The sequence below is a fragment of the Mycolicibacterium tusciae genome, from assembly GCF_002086795.1.
GTDB classification, from domain to species: Bacteria; Actinomycetota; Actinomycetes; order Mycobacteriales; family Mycobacteriaceae; genus Mycobacterium; species Mycobacterium tusciae.
Genome location: NZ_MVIM01000016.1, coordinates 25,876 through 43,776 on the forward strand (window position 1 = coordinate 25,876; position 17,901 = coordinate 43,776).

A 17,901-nucleotide genomic window follows, 5' to 3' on the forward strand; every position below is an offset into this window, starting at 1 on the left:
CCTATGGGGAAGCGATGAGCGCGGGCCTGTTCGGACTTCTCGACGACGTGGCGGCGCTGGCGCGGCTGGCGGCGGCGTCGGTCGACGACATCGGTGCCGCGGCGGGACGCGCGACCGCCAAGGCTGCGGGCGTCGTGATCGACGACACCGCGGTGACGCCGCAGTACGTGCACGGCATCACCGCCGACCGCGAACTGCCGATGATCAAGCGGATCGCCATCGGCTCGCTGCGCAACAAGCTGCTGTTCATCCTGCCCGCGGCCCTGCTCCTCAGCCAGTTCGTGCCGTGGATCGTGACGCCGATCCTGATGTTGGGCGCCACCTACCTCTGCTACGAAGGCGCGGAGAAGGTACTGGGCTGGTTCACCGGACACGACGCCCATGCCGCACCCGCGTCGATCCTCGGCGAAGACGCCGAGAAGCAGATGACGGCGGGGGCGATCCGCACGGATTTCATCCTGTCCGCCGAGATCATGGTGATCGCGCTCAATGAGGTGGCGGGCGAGAGGTTCTGGTCGCGGTTCGCGATCCTCGTCGTGGTCGCGATCGTCATCACGGCCGCTGTCTACGGCGTCGTCGCGCTGATCGTGAAAATGGACGACATCGGCCTGAACCTCGCACAGCGCTCGTCGAAGTTCACACAGAAGGTCGGTCGTGGGCTTGTCAACGCGATGCCCAAACTGCTGTCGGCGCTGTCGACCATCGGCACCGTCGCAATGCTCTGGGTCGGTGGGCACATCCTCCTGCTGGGAACCGACACGCTGGGCTGGCACGCGCCCTACGGCTTCGTGCACCACTTCGAGGACCTGATAAAGCGCGCGGTCGCCGAGGGTCTCGGCGGCGTGCTGGCATGGCTGGTCAACACCGCGGCTTCGGCAGTCATCGGATTGGTCGTCGGCGCCGTCGTCGTGGCGATCATGCACGTGCTGCCGTTCGGCAAGAAGAAGCACGAGAAGGCGCCCGCCGCTTAGCTGTTGGCCCGGAGCATCGGACGGACGCCGGATCGGTTGCGGCGAAGCCCATTCGGGCGAGGTCGTCGAATGTGACCGAATGGTGAACTATGCCGCCGTCACGAGCGCATCTCGTGTCGAAGGAGCATCTTGGAAATAGCCCCGCGTAGCTTCCCAGGAGCCGACGCATATGAACTCAAAACTGAACGACATCGCCGCAGCCCAAGGCGATGCCATCGACTCGCGTTATCACCCGTCGGCGGCGCTGCGCCGGCAACTCAACAAGGTGTTCCCGACCCACTGGTCGTTCCTGCTCGGCGAGATCGCGTTGTACAGCTTCATCGTCCTGATCGTCACCGGCGTCTACCTCAGCTTGTTCTACGACCCATCGATGGCCGAAGTCACCTATGACGGTGTATACCAACCGCTGCGCGGCATCGAGATGTCGAAGGCCTACGCGTCCACGCTGGACATCAGCTTCGAGGTGCGCGGCGGGTTGTTCGTCCGACAGGTCCACCACTGGGCGGCACTGTTGTTCGCCGCAGCGATCATGGTGCACCTGGCCCGCATCTTCTTCACCGGCGCTTTTCGCCGGCCCCGCGAAGCGAACTGGGTGATCGGCTCGCTGCTGTTGATCCTGGCCATATTCGAGGGTTTCTTCGGCTACTCACTGCCCGACGATCTGCTGTCCGGGACAGGCATTCGCGCGGCGCTGTCCTCTATCACGCTCGGCATCCCGGTGATCGGCACCTGGCTGCACTGGGCGCTGTTCGGCGGTGACTTTCCATGCGGCGGTGTTGGATACCAGTGCACCCAGGACGGAATCCTGTTGCCGCGTCTGTACGCGATTCATATTCTGCTTTTCCCCGGAATCATGCTCGCGCTCATCGGAATTCACCTCGCCCTGGTGTGGTTCCAGAAGCACACCCAGTTTCCCGGCCCGGGCCGCACCGAGAGCAACGTGGTCGGCGTGCGGGTGATGCCGGTGTTCGCGGTCAAGTCGGGGGCGTTCTTCGCGATGGTCGTCGGCATCCTCGGCCTGATGGGCGGGTTGCTGCAAATCAACCCGATCTGGAATCTGGGACCCTACAAACCGGCGCAGGTGTCGGCCGGCAGCCAGCCTGACTTCTACCTGATGTGGACGGACGGGCTGATCCGTCTGTGGCCGGCCTGGGAGCTCTACATCGGCAACCACACGGTACCGGCTGCCGTTGCGGTCGCGGTGCTGATGGGCCTCGTGTTCATGCTGCTGATCATCTACCCGTGGATCGAGAAGAAGGTCACCGGCGACGATGCTCACCACAACCTGCTGCAGAGGCCCCGCGACGTCCCGGTGCGCACCGGCATCGGCGCCATGGCGATTGCGTTCTACATCGTGCTCACGTTCAGCGCGATGAACGACATCATCGCGTACAAATTCGACGTCTCGCTGAATGCGACCACCTGGATCGGGCGGATCGGCATGGTCGTGCTGCCCGCAATCGTGTACTACGTCACCTACCGGTGGTGCATCGGCCTGCAGCGCAGCGACCGCGCGGTGCTCGAGCACGGCATCGAGACCGGAATCATCAAGCGGTTGCCGCACGGAGCCTACGTCGAATTGCATCAGCCGCTGGGGCCCGTCGACTCCGACGGTCACCCAATTCCGTTGGCCTACCAGGGCGCTGCGATTCCGAAGCGGATGAACAAGCTCGGCGCCGCGGGAGCACCGGGCAGCGGAAGTTTCTTGTTCGCCGACCCGCCGTCTGAGCAGGAGGCGCTGACCGCGGCGCATCATGCGTCGGAACAACGTGCCCTCACCGCGTTGCGGGAACACCAGGAAGGCAACGGCTCGTCAAACGGAAACACCAACGGACATCACTGACTGCTCGACAACCCGGCGCATAATGAACCAGTGAGCTTCCACGAAGTCCGCGAGCTCCTCATCGAAGCCAACTCGGACGAGGTGTTGGATGTCATGCTGGATCTGGAGGCACTCCCCGAGTGGTCACCCGCCCATCTCTCGTCGACGATACTGGAGCGGGATCAATCGGGACGGCCGCTGCGCAGCAGGTCACGCATCCAGGTTGCCGGATTCACCGACGATGTCGTGATCGCCCTCCGCTACCACCCCGATGGATACAGCTCACGACTGGAATCCGCGATGCATCAACGCGCGCAGAACGTGCGATACACGTTGACCCCCGACACGAACGGAACGCGGGTGCGATTCGAAATCACCGTTGAACCGACCCTGCCCGTACCCAATTTCATCCTGCGGCGCGTCACCGAGGGACTCAGGTACACAGCGAGCGAGGGTCTTCGTCAGCGGGTGCTTGCGTTGCGACGCCGAAATTCGCGGGATTGATCGTCGAAGACACGATGCCCAATGGCAGGTGAGACGGCGTTGCGGGGGGAACGATTCTAAGCGAAACGGCGGTCACACCATGATCTTTCGGGCGGCCGCCTGTACCGCGTCGGTGATGGCCCCGACCAACGGGCTGTCGAGTTTCCAGCACTGCCAGAACAGCGGCACGTCCAGGTGCGCGTCGACCACCCGAGCAAACGAACCGTCCGCGAGTTCCGGTTCGGCCAGATTCTGCGGGAACATGCCCCACCCGAGGCTCGCCCGCACGGCACTCCCGAAGCCTTCTGCCGTCGGCACAAAGTGTTGCGGACGAGTGATGTCGCGTCGAAAAACTTTGCGCACCAGCATGTCCTGCAGCGCATCGTCGCGATTCCACGCCAGCGAGGGTGCCGCCGCCACGGCGCGGGCCGTGAAACCTTGGGGCAGATGTCTTTCGATGTACCGTGGGGCTGCGACGGCTACGTACCTCATCACGCCTAGCGGCAACACTCGGCAACCCGTCACCGGCGTGCGTTCGGTCGTCACCGCCCCCATCACCACACCCTCGCGAAGCAGTCGCGCCGAATGGTCCTGGTCCTCGATGCGGATGTCGAACAAGACGCCATCCAACGCGCCGAGGACTCCGGTGAACCACGTCGCCATCGAATCGGCGTTGACGGCCAACGCAACACGCGGAGCGGACCCGTCACCGCCGCCCATCTCTGTCAACGCCTCGGCCTCCAGCAGCGCGGTCTGCGCCGCCAACCGCAACAGGGGAGCGCCCGCCGCCGTGGCCACACATGGCTTCTCCCGTACCACCACTACCTGACCAACCCGCTGCTCGAGCGCCTTGATGCGCTGGCTGATTGCCGATGGAGTCACGTGGAGCCGGGCCGCGGCGGCATCGAACGACCCGTGCTCGATGACGGCCGCGAATGCCGCCAGTTGCTGACCGTCTATGTGCATTGGGCCGATGCCTCCGTTTCGGCCCTCGGCTTGTGCCCCAAGTAGACCACCACGACAGCGGCGGCCAGCGACAGCACGCCGACCACCCACATCGCGGCCTTGGCATCGCCGGTCAGATCGTTCAGCCATCCGGTGATGTACGGCCCGCCGAACCCGCTGAGGTTTCCCAGCGAGTTGATCAGTGCGATACCGCCGGCCGCGGCCACCCCGGTCAGGAAGGTGGACGGCAGCGCCCAGAAGACGGGCAGGGCACACATCACCGAGCAGGTGGACAGGGTGACGGCGACCATCGCCAGGTAGGGGTCGGCCATGTAGAGCGCGGCCGGAATGGATACCGCACCGACGATCGCCGGTATCGCGACGTGCCAGACCCGTTCGTTGGTTCGGTCGGCGTGCCGCGCCCAGGGCACCATCACGATGGCAGCGACGACGTACGGAACAGACGTCACCAGGCCGCGCTCGATGACGCTCAGATGAGTGCCGTACTGCTCCTGGAATCCGGCGACGATGGTCGGCAGAAAGAACCCGACCGCATACAGGCCGTAGGTGATTCCGAAGTAGATGAACGCCAGTAGGAGGATTCTCGGGTGACTGAGCGCCTTCTTGAGTGGCCAGTCCTGGCCGGTCTCGGCGAGTGAGCGTTCGACGTCCAGTGTCGTTTCCAGCCAATCCTTTTCATCGGTCTTCAGCCAGGCCGCGTCGGCCGGTCGGTCCGTGAGGTAGAACCAGCAGGCGAACGCGAGCATGACCGCCGGGATGCCCTCGACGAGAAACATCACGCGCCAGCCTTCGAGACTGAAAAGGCCGTGCCCCCAATCGATGATCAGCGAGGAAAGGGTGGATCCGATGGCTGTCGATACCGGCACAGCCACCATGAACAGCGACACCGCCTTGGCGCGATGCTTTTCCGGAAACCAGAAGGTGAGGTAGAGAATGATGCCGGGGAAGAATCCGGCTTCCGCCACGCCGAGCAGGAAGCGAAGGACGATGAGCGTTTCCGCGTTCGGCACGAAAGCGATTGCGCTACTGATGATTCCCCACGTCAGCATGATGCGTGCGAGCCAACGGCGGCCGCCGAACTTGTGAAGCGCGATATTGCTCGGCACTTCCAGCAACAGATAGCCGATGAAGAAGATGCCCGAGGCGAAGCCGAACATCTTGGCGCTCATCGCCAGGTCTTCGTTCATGCCGTTGGGGCCGGCGAAGCTGATGTTGACGCGATCGAGGTAGTTGACGAAGTAGAGCAGGATCAGAAACGGGATCAGACGGCGGGTGACCTTCGTCATCGTCTGGGGTCCCAGCGCCGAATCTGGAAGGTGGGTGGTCATCGTTGCCCTCCTGCGCAGGTCCGTCGCAATCGGACCAGATTCAACGGGTCGCCGGGGCGACTACGACGGTTCGGGGTATCGGTCTGGATCGGCGACAGCTCATCAGTTATCCTAATGCAGATGAAGAATCATTAGCTGTACTGAACGGCCGCAGGTTCCTACCGTCGAAGACATGAACTCACCGCTGCTCGTCGGCTTCCTTGCCTCCCTGACGCTGATCATCGCGATCGGCGCACAGAACGCCTTCGTGCTGCGCCAGGGCATCCGCGGTGAACATGTGGCCGCGGTGGTGGCGGTGTGCGCGGTATCCGACATCCTGCTCATCACCGCGGGCATCGCCGGCATCGGCGCCCTGATCGCCGCACACCCGGGCGCGCTCGACATCGCCCGGTTCGGTGGCGCCGCGTTCCTGATCGGTTACGGAATGCTCGCGGCGCGTCGCGCCTGGCGGCCGGCCGCGTTGACGCCGTCCGAGAAGGGCCCGGCTCGGCTGCTCGAGGTGCTGGTCACCTGCCTCGCTCTCACGTGGCTCAATCCGCACGTCTACCTCGACACGGTGATCCTGTTGGGCACCCTGGCCAACGAGCACAGCGAGCAGCGGTGGCTGTTCGGCGTCGGCGCGGTCACCGCGAGCGTGGTTTGGTTCGTCAGCCTCGGACTCGGCGCGCGGCGCCTCTCCGGGCTGTTCGCCACCCCACTCACCTGGCGGATCCTCGACGGACTGATTGCCGTCACTATGACCGGACTCGGTGTGTCTTTGATCTTGTCCTGAAATAATCCGCGTATGACGGTTGGCGGGCCAGCGCTGGGTTTGCGTGACCGCAAGAAGATCCAGACTCGCGACACCATTCGGCGCGAGGCCATGCGGCTCATCAAGGCCAACGGTTACGCGAGCACCACGATCGAACAGATCGCCTTCGCGGCGGACATCGCACCCAGCACCTTCTTCCGCTACTTCCCCACCAAAGAGTCGGTGCTGATCGCGAACGACCTGGACCAGGTGACCATTGACGCCCTTGCCGGCTTGCCGTCAGACATGCCGCGGTTCAAGGCATTTCGGCGCTCACTCGAAATCACTCTGGTCGCGCTGACCGCGGCGGAGTGGCGATTCGAACGCGCCCGGTTGCGACTGGTCCTTTCGGTGCCGGAACTCAAAGCCGCCCAGCTGGACGAGTACCGGCACACCGTCGAGCGACTCGCCGAGTCAGAGGCACACCGCACCGGGCGCGACCCGCAGGATCTGGAGGTCCGCGTGTTCGTCGGTGCATTGTCCGGCGGGTTGATGGCCGCCCTGGACGGCCATCTGTCCGAACTGACCAACCGGATGCAACGGACCCTGGACCTCCTCGAAGCCGCGATGCACTTCGATGGAATCGTGGAGACATGACCGCTACGAGAAAGTCCGTATTCATCACCGGTGCCGCGGCGGGAATCGGGAGGGCCACCGCACTGACGTTCGCCCGAAACGGATTTCTCGTCGGCGGCTTCGACATCGACGAGGTCGGGCTCAAGACGCTCGCCGACGAGATCGACCAACGCGGAGTGGGCCGGGCGATCGTCGGCCACCTAGACGTCACCGACCCCGATGAAATGGCGCAGCGGGTCGGAGATTTCACGAAGGCGGCCGGCGGCCGGCTCGATGTGATGATCAACAACGCCGGTATCTTGCGAGCAGGCCGTTTCGAGGAGATGGAGCTCGGCGGTCACTTCAAGGAGATCGACATCAACACCAAGGGCGTGGTGAACGGGCTTTATGCCGCCTTTCCCTACCTGCGGTCCACGCGGAACTCCGTCGTCGTCAACCTCGCCTCCGCATCGGCGATCTACGGCCAGGCTGAACTCGCCAACTACAGCGCGACCAAGTTCTTCGTCCGCGGCATCACCGAGGCGCTGGACATCGAGTGGAATAGGTACGGCATCCGGGTGATCGCGATGTGGCCGCTATTCGTGAACACCGCGATGACCGACCACCTCAAGACGGGCAGCACCGAGTCCCTCGGCATCCGACTGACGGCTCAGGACATCGCCGATGCCATTGTCGCGGCGGTCGACCCGCGGTGGTTGCGCCGCGCCATCCACCAGGTTCACTTCCCCGTCGGCTCCCAGACCAAGGTCTTGGCGGCCGGCTCTCGATTCTCACCCGGCTGGCTCACCCGTCTGGTCAACAAGAGATTGGCGCATTCCTGATGTTCAAGATGACGGTCGAAGAGGTCTTCGCCATCAAGAATCGGGGCGTGGTCGCGACGGGCCGCGTCGAAAGTGGAACGCTGCGCGTTGGCGACACCGTCCAGATCAACGGGGGTCCGGGGGTCGAGGTGACCGCGATCGAGAAGTTCCGCAAACAGCTCGACGAGGCGAGCGCCGGTGAGAACGTGGGCGTGCTGATGAAGGGGATCGAGCGCAACGAGCTCGACCGCGGTGACGTCCTCACGTCCTCGTCGTCCTCGTCGACGACCTACTGCGAGGCGCCACCCATCTAAGCGCGCCTGGCCGCCGGGATGTTCGGCAGTTTTCAGATGAGTTAGCTACTCTCGCCGGGTGCCTGCTTCGTTGTCCCGGCGGAGTTTCCTGGCGATGACCGCCGGGGCGGCGGCTTTGGTGGCCGCGTGCGGCTCGAAGCCGGGCGAGGTCGCCGACGACGGGTCCGTCACCGTGAAGCACGTGTTCGGTGAGACCAAGGTCCTTGCACCGCCCATGCGCGTGGTGAGCGCAGGTCTCACCGAACAGGACGACCTCCTCGCCGTCGGGGTGATACCGATCGCGGTGACGGACTGGTTCGGCGGCGAACCGTTTGGCGTATGGCCTTGGGCCCAGCAAAAACTCGGCGGGACACAGCCTGCGGTGCTCAACCTCGTCGACGGCGTCGCGGTCGATCAGATCGCGGCGTTGCGGCCCGACCTGATCGTCGCCACCAATGCCGGCCTTGACAAGGACACCTACGAAAAGCTGGCGGCCATCGCCCCCACCATCGCGCAGTCCGGTGAGGACGCGTTCTTCGAGCCGTGGAAGATTCAGGCCACGACCATCGGCCAGGCGGTGTTCAAACACGACCAGATGCAGGCACTCATCACCGCCGTCGATGAGCGCTTCGCCGCCGCGGGCAGCAACAACGCGCAATTCGCCGGCAAGAAGGTCCTGCTGCTGGAAGGCACCCTGGGTCCAGACGGTCCCACGGTGATGTCACCCGATTGGCGCAGCGAATTCCTCACGAAGATGGGCTGTGCCGTCGCCGAGAACATCGATTCGGCCGACGTCCTGATCTGGACGACGGAAAGCGACGAACAGCAGGCCGCGCTGCTCGCCGATCCGGCGATCAGTCGACGGCGCAACGTGTTCACCGGCAAGGAACTCGCGGGCGCCATCGCCTTCGCCTCACCGCTGTCGTATCCGGTGGTGGCCGACCAGTTGCCGGCGCTCATCGCCCGCGCGATCGCCTGACAAGATGTTCGGGTGACTGCCACCAGCACCGAGTCCGAACACCGGGGTTTCGCGCTCACGGGCTCGGCCTACTATCCGGCGCTGGTCGCGATCTTCACCGGCCTGGTTCTGATCTCGAATGTGTCCGCCACCAAGGGCATCGCATTCGGACCGATCATCGGCGACTGGTCACTGATCACCGACGGCGGGTTCATCGTATTCCCGCTGACGTACGTGATCGGCGACGTGTTGTCCGAGGTGTACGGCTTCCGGGCCACCCGCAGGGCCATCTACATCGCCTTCGTCATGGAGGCCATCGCCGCGTTCACGTTCTGGCTCACCGCCTACCTGCCCGCGGCTGACTTCTACACCAACCAGGCGGCGTTCGAGGCCGTGGTCAAGCCGTTCACGCAGTTGATCATCGCCGGGCTCGCGGGCTTCATCGTCGGGCAGACGCTCAACGCGTGGGTCGTCGTCAAGATCAAGGAACGGACCAAGGAGAAACACCTGTGGGCCCGTTTGATCGGGTCGACGGTCGTCGGCGAATTCGCTGACACCGTCGTCTTCTGCACGATCGCCGCGGGCGCGATCGGCATCAGCACATGGGGCGACTTCCTGACCTACGTAGCGTTGGGCTGGGTGTACAAGACCGTCGTCGAGATCCTCGTGCTGCCCATCACCTACCGGGTGATCGCGCACATCAAGCGCCGCGAGCCGACGTATCGGCCCGCCGTGTGAGGCTTCGTTAAGGCTCCTCTGGCAAGGCTCATAGAGCGCGCATAGCAGTTGCTACTCGCGGGTAATTTGGGTCCATGAGCGTGACAGTGGATCTCATGGACGCCAACGCGACGGGTGCGGGTCCCGCCAAGATCCGCGACTACGGGGATCGGGCCCTGCTGCTGGAATTCGGAGGGACCGACGAGGTGCTGGCGTGGTCAGCGGCGATCCGGGCCGCCGACCTGCCGGGTGTGCTCGACATCGTTCCTGCCTCCCGCACCGTGCTGATCAAGCTGGCCGGTACGCGGTATCAGGGCCCCACCCGGCAGCGACTGGGCAAGCTGGATGTCGCGGCCGCGTCGGAGTCGGCCGCGGCTGCCGGTGTTCGGGCCGACGTTCAGATCGACGTCATCTACGACGGTCCCGATCTGGACGAAGTCGCGCGGCTCACCGGCTTGACCGCCGACCAGGTCGTCGCGGCGCACACAGACACACTGTGGCGCGTCGGATTCGGTGGCTTCGCACCGGGTTTCGCATATCTGATCGGGGGGGACGCGCGACTCGAGGTTCCCCGGCGGGATGAGCCGCGCACCAAGGTGCCGGTCGGGGCGGTCGGTCTCGCCGGCGAGTTCAGCGGTGTTTATCCCCGCGAGTCTCCTGGCGGCTGGCAGCTGATCGGACGCACCGCCGACGGTCAGGCGGCGCTGTGGGATGTCGACCGTGATCCGCCCGCGCTGCTGATGCCGGGCATGTGGGTGCAGTTTCGAGCGGTTGGTTAGGAGGCCGAGTCATGGGCGCCACACTGGAGATCCTGCGTTCTGGTCCGCTGTCGCTGATCGAAGACCTGGGCCGGCCGGGTCTGGCGCATATGGGCGTGAGCAGGTCCGGTGCCGCCGATCGCCGCTCCCACACCCTGGCGAACCGGCTGGTGGCCAATCCGGGAGAGCTGGCCACCATCGAGGTGACGTTCGGCGGGCTGACGGCCCGGGTGCGCGGCGGGGACAAGAAGGGCGTCGCCATCGCGGTCACCGGAGCCGACACCGACCCGTCCGTCAACGGAGTTCCCTTCGGCACGAACAGCATCCACTACGCGCGCGACGGCGAGGTGATCACGCTCGGCGCACCGCACTCGGGGCTGCGGACCTATCTGGCCGTCCGCGGCGGCATCGACGTCGACCCCGTGCTCGGCTCCCGCTCGTACGACGTGATGTCGGCCATCGGGCCGCTGCCACTCGCGCCGGGTGACGTCCTGCCCATCGGCGAGCACAGCGACGAGTTCCCCGAGCTGGATCAGGCACCGGTGGCCGCCATCGAGGATGACGTGCTGGAGCTGATGGTCGTGCCGGGCCCGCGCGACGACTGGTTCGTCGACCCCGATGTGCTGATCCGCACCAACTGGCAGGCCACCAACAAGAGCGACCGCGTGGGGATGCGGCTGGTCGGTATGCCGCTGGAATATCGGTGGCCCGATCGCCAGCTGCCCAGCGAGGGAGCGACGCGCGGAGCAATTCAGGTGCCGCCGAACGGTTTTCCGGTGATCTTGGGCCCGGACCATCCTGTCACCGGCGGATATCCGGTGATCGGCGTGGTAGCCGACGACGACATGGACAGGGTGGCGCAAATTCGGCCTGGGCAGACGGTGCGCATGCACTGGTCGCGACCGCGTCAGCCATTCGAAGGCAGCCCATAGGACGCTCGCGGCTGGTAGAACGGCAGTGTGCACGCGCACAGCTCGAGCGTCGCTCACCTGCGCGAGGACCCGTTTCCTCGCGTGCACTGCGCCCGCCTGATCCACACCTCCGATCTCGACAACGAGACCCGTGAGGACGCGCGCCGAATGCTCACCGACGCGTTCGGCGGCGAGTTCACCGACGCCGACTGGGAGCATTCGCTGGGCGGTATGCACGCGTTGATCTTCGATCACGGCGCGTTGATCGCGCACGCGGCGGTGGTGCAGCGGCGGCTGCTGTACCGCGGTACCGCGTTGCGATGCGGCTACGTCGAGGGTGTCGCGGTGCGCGAGGACCGGCGGGGCCAGGGCCTTGCCAGCGCCGTCATGAATGCCGCCGAACAGGTGCTGCGCGGCGCGTATCACCTCGGCGCCCTGAGCGCGTCGGCGGCGGGCAGACGGATCTATCCGGCCCGCGGTTGGCTGCCATGGCAGGGCCCGACGTCGGTACTGGGGCCCGCCGGAGTGACGCGAACCCCGGACGACGACGGCTGCGTGTTCGTCTTGCCTATCGCCCTGCCTGACGGCGGTGAACTGGACCTCACCGCTGAGATCACCTGTGATTGGCGCGACGGCGACGTCTGGTAGCCGCGGCTCACACGCCCACCTCCCCCGGCGTGAGCGTAATTTCACGGCGGGGTCACCACGACGCATTGCTGGGCAATAAAGCCTTTCTAACCTGGCCTTATGCGTTGCCGACGAGCCCTGACACGTCCAGGCAACGGCAAAGTAATCGCCTGGAAACATGAGCTGAATAGACAGGTCCCATGAGTGAGCCTGACTGGGCACCGCTCACCGGGTTTCGGGTGGCGGTGACCTCCGCTCGGCGTGCCGAAGAGCTTGGCACGCTACTGGAACGCCGCGGCGCCAGTGTCACCAGCGCGGCCGCGATCACGATGGTGCCGCTGCCCGACGATGAGGCGCTGCGCTCACACACCGAGGCACTGATCGATGCACCGCCCGACATCGTGATCGCCACCACCGGCATCGGATTCCGCGGTTGGATCGCGGCGGCCGACGGCTGGGGTCTGGCCAACGAGCTGACCGCCGCTCTCGGGAAGGCCCGCATCGTGTCGCGCGGGCCCAAGGCGACGGGCGCACTGCGCGCCGCGGGGCTGCCCGAGGAGTGGTCCCCCGAGTCGGAATCGTCGCGAGAGGTGTTGCACTACCTCGTCGAGGGCGGCATCGCCGGGAAACGCATCGCGGTGCAACTACACGGCGCCACCGACGACTGGGATCCGTTTCCGGAGTTCCTCGACGAACTGCGCGCCGCCGGTGCGCAGGTGGTGCCGATTCGGGTCTACCGCTGGCATCCCGCACCGCGCAACGGTGAATTCGATCAATTGGTGATGGGCATCGCGGACGAGAAGTTCGACGCGGTGAGTTTCACCTCGGCACCGGCGGTCGCGTCGGTGCTCATGCGTGCGACGGAGTTGGGGATCGAGGATCGGCTGCTCGCCGCGCTGCGCACCAATGTGCACGCGATGTGCGTCGGGCCCGTGACGGCGCGGCCGCTGGTCCGTCTCGGTGTGCCTACATCGGCACCGGAGCGAATGCGGTTGGGCGCGTTGGCCCGCCACATCACCGACGAACTCCCGCTGCTGTGCGCGCGCACCACCCGAGTGGCCGGCCATGTGCTCGAGATCCGAGGCACCTGCGTCCTCGTCGACGGCGAGGTCAAGGCGGTTTCACCGGCCGGGATGGCGACGATCCGGGCACTCGCGCATCGACCCGGAGCGGTGGTGTCTCGCCACGCGCTGCTGTCCGTACTGCCGGGCAGCGGCACGGACACCCACGCCGTGGAGACGGCGGTGCTGCGGCTCCGAACTGCCCTGGGGGACAAGAACATCGTGTCGACGGTGGTCAAGCGGGGGTACCGGCTGGCCGTCGACGAGGACTTGGTGCACGCATGATGAGACACGTCCTCGTCGCGCACGGCACTCGTAAGCGCACCGGTGTGGAGATGATCGGTTCGCTCGCGGATCGGGTGACGGCCGCGTTGGGATCCCCGGTTCACGTGGCCTTCGTCGACGTGCTCGGCCCTACGCCCGCCGATGTCCTTCGTGGACTCGCGGGGCCGGCCGTCGTCGTGCCGGCGTTCCTGTCGCGGGGCTACCACGTCAACACCGACATCCCGGCACATGTCGCGGCGAGCGGACACGGCGATGTCACCGTCGCCGATGCGCTAGGGCCCAGCCCGGAGATCGCGCGGGTCCTTGCCGACCGCCTCATCGAAAGCGACTGGAGTCCAGGGGACTCGGTGATCCTGGCCGCGGCGGGAACGTCGGATCCGGCGGCCCGCAGCGATCTGCACAAGATGGCGGCATGGGTATCGGCGCTGACGAGCTCACGGGTCGAGTTGGCGTTCGCCGCAACCGGTGATCCGCCCGTCGCCGAGGCGGTGGCCGAGCTGCGCGGTCGCGGCGCCAGGCGCGTGGTGGTGGCGTCATACCTGTTGGCGGACGGACTCTTTCAGGATCGGCTCCGTGACAGTGGCGCCGATGCCGTCACCGATCCGTTGGGCAACCATCCGGCGACGGTGCGGTTGATCGCAAGCAGGTTCCGGCGCGCCCGGTTACCGGTCGCGGCATAGCGGGGTCTTTGCCTTCGGAAGAAGCCAACGGACCCTGGGTTTGTCGCCACCGCTTCACGGGTACGTGCGCCTCATGATCAAGCATGCCACCGCCGCCATCGCTTTATTCGCCGCGCCCGTAACCATTTTGAGCGGCTGCGCGAACGAGTCCTCCGACAACGCATCGACGACGACCACATCCGGTTCGGCGTCCGGCGCACAGACGCTGACCACCCAGCTGAAGACGACCGACGGCGAACCCGTCGCCGATGCGACGATCGACTTCACCAGCGGATACGCCACAGTGACCGTCGAGACCGTCGGAACCGGCATCCTCTCGCCCGGCTTGCACGGCCTGCACATCCATGCGGTCGGCACGTGCGACGGCGATTTCACTTCGGCGGGCGGCCACTTCCAGGCGCCCGGGCGTACCGGCGAGCCCGCGAGCGGAGATCTTCCGCCTCTGCTCGTGCGCTCGGACGGCGCCGGCAAACTCGTCGCCACCAGTGACGGCTTCACCGAGGATCAACTCAAGGGTCCCGACGGCTCGGCGATCCTGCTTCATCAGGACGCCACCTCCGACCAGCGCATCGCCTGCGGCGTACTCAGCCCGGCGAGCACCACCAGTACATCCGTCTCGACCTCGACCTCGACCGTCACCACGACTGCGTCGCCCGCGGTTCCACCCGCCACCGTCACCGAGACGACAACTCCGGCCCCCGCCGAGTCCACCACCAGCGTCGTCCCCGGCACGAGCACCAGCACCGTTACGGTGATCCAGCCTCCGACCATCCCGGACATCACCGTGCCCCCGCTGCCCGGCCCTGGCGGCGGCTGATCCGTCCGGATCAGGAGCCGATCTGTACGTTCCCGTCCACGATGCGCGTCGGGTAGACCGGCAGCGCGATGTTCGCATCGTCGAGACAGACTCCGTCGTCGAGGCCGAACGCCTGCTTCTTGATCGGCGACTGCACGGTTGCGCGCCCGCCGCGGTCACCGACGATCCCGCGTGAGATCACCGCGGCGCCGGAGAACGGGTCGATGTTGCCGACCGCGTGCAGGGTGCCGTCGTCGAGCCGGAACAGCGCCACCTGCGTACCGTCGGCCAGCAGCACGCCCACGCCGCGGTTGGGGATCAGGTAGTCGTACGGGCAGGCGGCGGTCCATACCTCGATGTCATTGAGAAGGCTCATCTTTGGGGTACCTTTGGCATTCCGATGGGCACGATGCGCCCAGACTGTTCGGTGAATTCGATCGTCGGATCCGCGACCTCGGGGGCGTTGACGAACGAAACGAAGCGCGACAGCTTGTTGGGGTCCTCGAGCACACCCTTCCACTCGCACGAGTAGCCCTCGACGTGGCGGGCGATGGCCTCTTCGAACTCGGCGGCCAAGCCGAGCGAGTCGTCGCACACGACGTCACGTAGATGGTCCAGCCCGCCGTCCAGCGCCTCCAACCACGGTGCGGTGCGCTGCAGTCGGTCGGCGGTGCGGATGTAGAACATGAGGAATCGGTCGATGTAGCGGATCAACGTCTCGTCGTCGATGTCGCTCGCGAGCAACTGCGCGTGCCTCGGCGACATGCCGCCGTTTCCGCAGACGTAGAGGTTCCAGCCGTTCTCGGTCGCGATGACGCCGACGTCCTTGCTCTGGGCTTCCGCGCATTCGCGCGCACAACCCGACACCGCCATCTTGATCTTGTGTGGTGCACGCAGGCCGCGGTAGCGCTTTTCGATCTCGACCGCCATGTCGACCGAGTCCTGCTGGCCGTATCGGCACCAGGTGCTGCCGACACAACTCTTCACCGTGCGCAACGCCTTGCCGTAGGCGTGGCCCGATTCCATGCCGCCGTCGACGAGCCGCCGCCAGATCTCGGGGAGCTGATCGACCCGGGCACCGAACATGTCGATGCGCTGTCCGCCGGTGATCTTGGTGTAAAGGTTGAAATCGCGGGCGATCTCGCCGATCAGGATGAGCTGTTCGGGCGTGATCTCACCACCCGGCGATCGCGGCACGATCGAATAGCTGCCGTTGCGCTGGATGTTGGCCAGGAAGTGGTCGTTGGAGTCCTGCAACGAGGCCTGCTCACCGTCGAGGATGTGGTCCGAGCTCGTGGACGCCAAGATGGAGGCGACCACGGGCTTGCAGATGTCGCAGCCCCTACCGGTGCCGAAGCGTTCGATCAGCGCCGAGAACGTCCGAATCGATGTGGCGGTGACGATCTCGAAAAGTTCTGCGCGCGAATGGCTGAAGTGTTCGCACAGCGCCTTGGACTGTTCGACGCCCTCGGCCTCCAACAACTGCTTCAGCAAGGGGACGCACGAACCGCAGGACGTCCCGGCGAGCGTGCACTTCTTCAGCTCGGGCACATCACAGCAGCCGCCCGCGATCGCCGCGGTGAGATCGCCCTTCGTGACGTTGTTGCATGAGCAGATCTGCGCGGCGGCCGGTAGTGCGCCGACGCCGAGAGAGCCGCCCGCCTCACCTTCTGGTCCGGCCGGCGCGATCAGCGCGAGCGCGTCGCCGGGCAGTTCTTCGCCCACCATCGGTCGCAGCACGCCGTACGCCGACGCGTCCCCGACGAGGATGCCGCCGAGCAGCGTCTTCGCATCGTCGGAGAGCACCAGCTTGGCGTAGGTCTGGTTGACGGCGTCGTTGATCGCCACCTCGAGACAGTCCGGGGTGACACCCATCGCATCGCCGAAGCTGGCGACGTCGACCCCGAGCAGCTTGAGCTTGGTCGACATGTCCGCCTCGCCGAATTCCGCGCCGCCACCGAGAAGCCGGTCGGCCGCCACCTCGGCGCTGGTGTAGCCCGGACCCACCAGGCCGTAGCAGCGGCCGTTGATGGCCGCGACCTCGCCGATCGCGTAGATGTTCGGATCGTCTGTCGCGCAGGACAGGTCGGTCAGGACACCGCCACGTTCGGCGGTCGCCAGGCCCGCATCGCGGGCCAGCTCGTCCCGGGGCCGCACACCGGCGGCGAAGACGATCACGCCGGCGTCGATGAACGACTCGTCACTCAGCGTGACCCGCATCGAGTCATTGTCGGCAGAACCGCGCACCGGTCGGTTTCGTTGTGCCGGAGCGATACTGGCGGTACCGACGCCGGTGTGCACGGTGATGCCGAGGTCGCTGATCATCCGGCCAAGGAGTGCTCCACCCGCTTCGTCGAGCTGTTGCGCCATCAGGCGCGGCGCCATCTCGACGACGTGCGCGTGCAGCCCGAAAGAGCGCAACGCGTTGGCGGCCTCAAGACCCAGCAGGCCTCCACCGATGACCACTCCGACCGGGGCGCCCGCGTCCTTCGTACGCAGTGCGCTGTCTCGGATCGCATCGAGGTCGTCGAGGGTCCGGTACACGTGGCAGGCCGGCAGGTCGCGTCCGGGCACCGGGGGAACGAACGCATAGGAACCGGTGGCCAGCACGAGCGCGTCGTAGTGCACCCGCCCGCCATCCGCCGTCAGCACCGACTTGGCATCCCGGTCGATGGCCGTCACCCGGCTGCCCAGCCGAGTCTCAACCAGATCGTCGTCGGGATAGGTATTGCCGGGCAGGGCCAGCAGCGCGCGATCCCAGTGTTCGGTGTATCCGGTCAGCCCGACGCGGTCGTAGGCGGCGTCCGCCTCCTCGGCGAGCACCGTCACCCGCCATTCACCGGCGCTGTCGCGCGAACGCAACGCCTCGACGAACCGGTGGCCGACCATGCCGTGGCCGATGACCACGACGTTTTTTGAAGACATGCGGTGAGGCTAGGCAGCCGATATTGCCGCCATGTCGCCTTGTGTGAAGCGGCCATCACGGTGTGCTCACCGCCGCTGACAGCCCGATGTGAGCGGGCTTCGCTGACAGCGAATGCCACGCTGGAACATGAGCGGGGTCGACTCAAGTTAAAGG

General features: G+C 65.9%; 19 protein-coding genes. 15 read left to right on the top strand and 4 right to left on the bottom strand.

What is annotated here, in order from left to right:
• Positions 1–14 precede the first annotated feature (14 nt).
• From BST47_RS23700 to BST47_RS23710, 3 genes are all read left to right on the top strand, one after another.
• A complete protein-coding gene (locus tag BST47_RS23700; RefSeq protein WP_083128124.1) occupies positions 15–971 on the top strand; it encodes a DUF808 domain-containing protein in 957 nt (318 codons plus the stop codon).
• 169 nt (positions 972–1,140) lie between these two features.
• Positions 1,141–2,814 (top strand): cytochrome bc1 complex cytochrome b subunit, encoded by a 1,674-nt coding sequence (qcrB, locus tag BST47_RS23705; protein ID WP_083128125.1) that lies wholly within the window; start codon positions 1,141–1,143, stop codon positions 2,812–2,814.
• 30 nt (positions 2,815–2,844) lie between these two features.
• Positions 2,845–3,297, top strand: a complete 453-nt coding sequence (locus tag BST47_RS23710) for an SRPBCC family protein (protein WP_083128126.1) — start codon at positions 2,845–2,847, stop codon at positions 3,295–3,297.
• Between the two features lie 72 nt (positions 3,298–3,369).
• On the opposite strand, the gene BST47_RS23715 is transcribed toward BST47_RS23710, so the two are convergent.
• Together BST47_RS23715 and BST47_RS23720 are read right to left on the bottom strand one after the other, a co-directional pair.
• Complete coding sequence (locus BST47_RS23715) at positions 3,370–4,242, bottom strand: LysR family transcriptional regulator ArgP (protein ID WP_083128127.1); 873 nt, start codon at positions 4,240–4,242, stop codon at positions 3,370–3,372.
• A complete protein-coding gene (locus BST47_RS23720) occupies positions 4,233–5,570 on the bottom strand; it encodes an MFS transporter (protein WP_083128128.1) in 1,338 nt (445 codons plus the stop codon). Before BST47_RS23720 ends, BST47_RS23715 begins: the two co-directional genes overlap by 10 nt.
• 172 nt (positions 5,571–5,742) lie before the next feature.
• Between BST47_RS23720 and lysE the strand changes: the two genes are divergently transcribed.
• The 12 genes from lysE (at position 5,743) to BST47_RS23780 (ending at position 14,843) form a co-directional block, all read left to right on the top strand.
• Positions 5,743–6,342: an L-lysine exporter gene (gene lysE / locus BST47_RS23725; protein WP_083128129.1), complete on the top strand. Its 600-nt coding sequence runs from the start codon at positions 5,743–5,745 to the stop codon at positions 6,340–6,342.
• A gap of 12 nt (positions 6,343–6,354) precedes the next feature.
• On the top strand, positions 6,355–6,957 hold the full coding sequence (locus tag BST47_RS23730) for an acyl-CoA-like ligand-binding transcription factor (RefSeq protein WP_083128130.1): 603 nt from the start codon (positions 6,355–6,357) through the stop codon (positions 6,955–6,957).
• Positions 6,954–7,757, top strand: a complete 804-nt coding sequence (locus BST47_RS23735) for an SDR family oxidoreductase (RefSeq protein WP_083128131.1) — start codon at positions 6,954–6,956, stop codon at positions 7,755–7,757. The genes BST47_RS23730 and BST47_RS23735 overlap by 4 nt, the downstream gene beginning before the upstream one ends.
• Positions 7,757–8,050 carry an EF-Tu/IF-2/RF-3 family GTPase gene (locus BST47_RS23740; protein ID WP_083128132.1) on the top strand — a complete coding sequence of 98 codons (294 nt, stop codon included), beginning with the start codon at positions 7,757–7,759 and terminating at the stop codon, positions 8,048–8,050. The genes BST47_RS23735 and BST47_RS23740 overlap by 1 nt, the downstream gene beginning before the upstream one ends.
• A 58-nt stretch (positions 8,051–8,108) precedes the next feature.
• Positions 8,109–9,008 (top strand): ABC transporter substrate-binding protein, encoded by a 900-nt coding sequence (locus BST47_RS23745; protein WP_083128133.1) that lies wholly within the window; start codon positions 8,109–8,111, stop codon positions 9,006–9,008.
• Between the two features lie 12 nt (positions 9,009–9,020).
• The gene (locus tag BST47_RS23750) at positions 9,021–9,725 is read left to right on the top strand and encodes a queuosine precursor transporter (protein ID WP_083128134.1); all 705 of its coding nucleotides are present in this window, start codon (positions 9,021–9,023) and stop codon (positions 9,723–9,725) included.
• A gap of 74 nt (positions 9,726–9,799) precedes the next feature.
• Positions 9,800–10,483: a 5-oxoprolinase subunit B family protein gene (locus BST47_RS23755; protein ID WP_083128135.1), complete on the top strand. Its 684-nt coding sequence runs from the start codon at positions 9,800–9,802 to the stop codon at positions 10,481–10,483.
• Positions 10,484–10,494: 11 nt separating this feature from the next.
• Positions 10,495–11,394, top strand: a complete 900-nt coding sequence (locus tag BST47_RS23760; RefSeq protein WP_083128136.1) for a 5-oxoprolinase/urea amidolyase family protein — start codon at positions 10,495–10,497, stop codon at positions 11,392–11,394.
• Between the two features lie 57 nt (positions 11,395–11,451).
• Entirely contained in the window at positions 11,452–12,021 is a 570-nt protein-coding gene (locus BST47_RS23765) for a GNAT family N-acetyltransferase (protein ID WP_083128202.1), read from the top strand.
• Between the two features lie 179 nt (positions 12,022–12,200).
• Positions 12,201–13,346: a uroporphyrinogen-III synthase gene (locus BST47_RS23770; RefSeq protein ID WP_083128137.1), complete on the top strand. Its 1,146-nt coding sequence runs from the start codon at positions 12,201–12,203 to the stop codon at positions 13,344–13,346.
• A complete protein-coding gene (locus BST47_RS23775; protein WP_083128138.1) occupies positions 13,346–14,026 on the top strand; it encodes a sirohydrochlorin chelatase in 681 nt (226 codons plus the stop codon). Before BST47_RS23770 ends, BST47_RS23775 begins: the two co-directional genes overlap by 1 nt.
• Positions 14,027–14,099: 73 nt before the next feature.
• Complete coding sequence (locus tag BST47_RS23780) at positions 14,100–14,843, top strand: superoxide dismutase family protein (protein ID WP_165799845.1); 744 nt, start codon at positions 14,100–14,102, stop codon at positions 14,841–14,843.
• Positions 14,844–14,853: 10 nt separating this feature from the next.
• Here the strand turns inward: BST47_RS23780 and nirD are convergent, their stop codons facing one another.
• Positions 14,854–15,198: a nitrite reductase small subunit NirD gene (gene nirD / locus BST47_RS23785; protein WP_083128139.1), complete on the bottom strand. Its 345-nt coding sequence runs from the start codon at positions 15,196–15,198 to the stop codon at positions 14,854–14,856.
• Positions 15,195–17,747, bottom strand: coding sequence for a nitrite reductase large subunit NirB (nirB, locus tag BST47_RS23790; RefSeq protein WP_083128140.1), 2,553 nt, complete (start codon positions 17,745–17,747; stop codon positions 15,195–15,197). Before nirB ends, nirD begins: the two co-directional genes overlap by 4 nt.
• Positions 17,748–17,901: the final 154 nt, after the last annotated feature.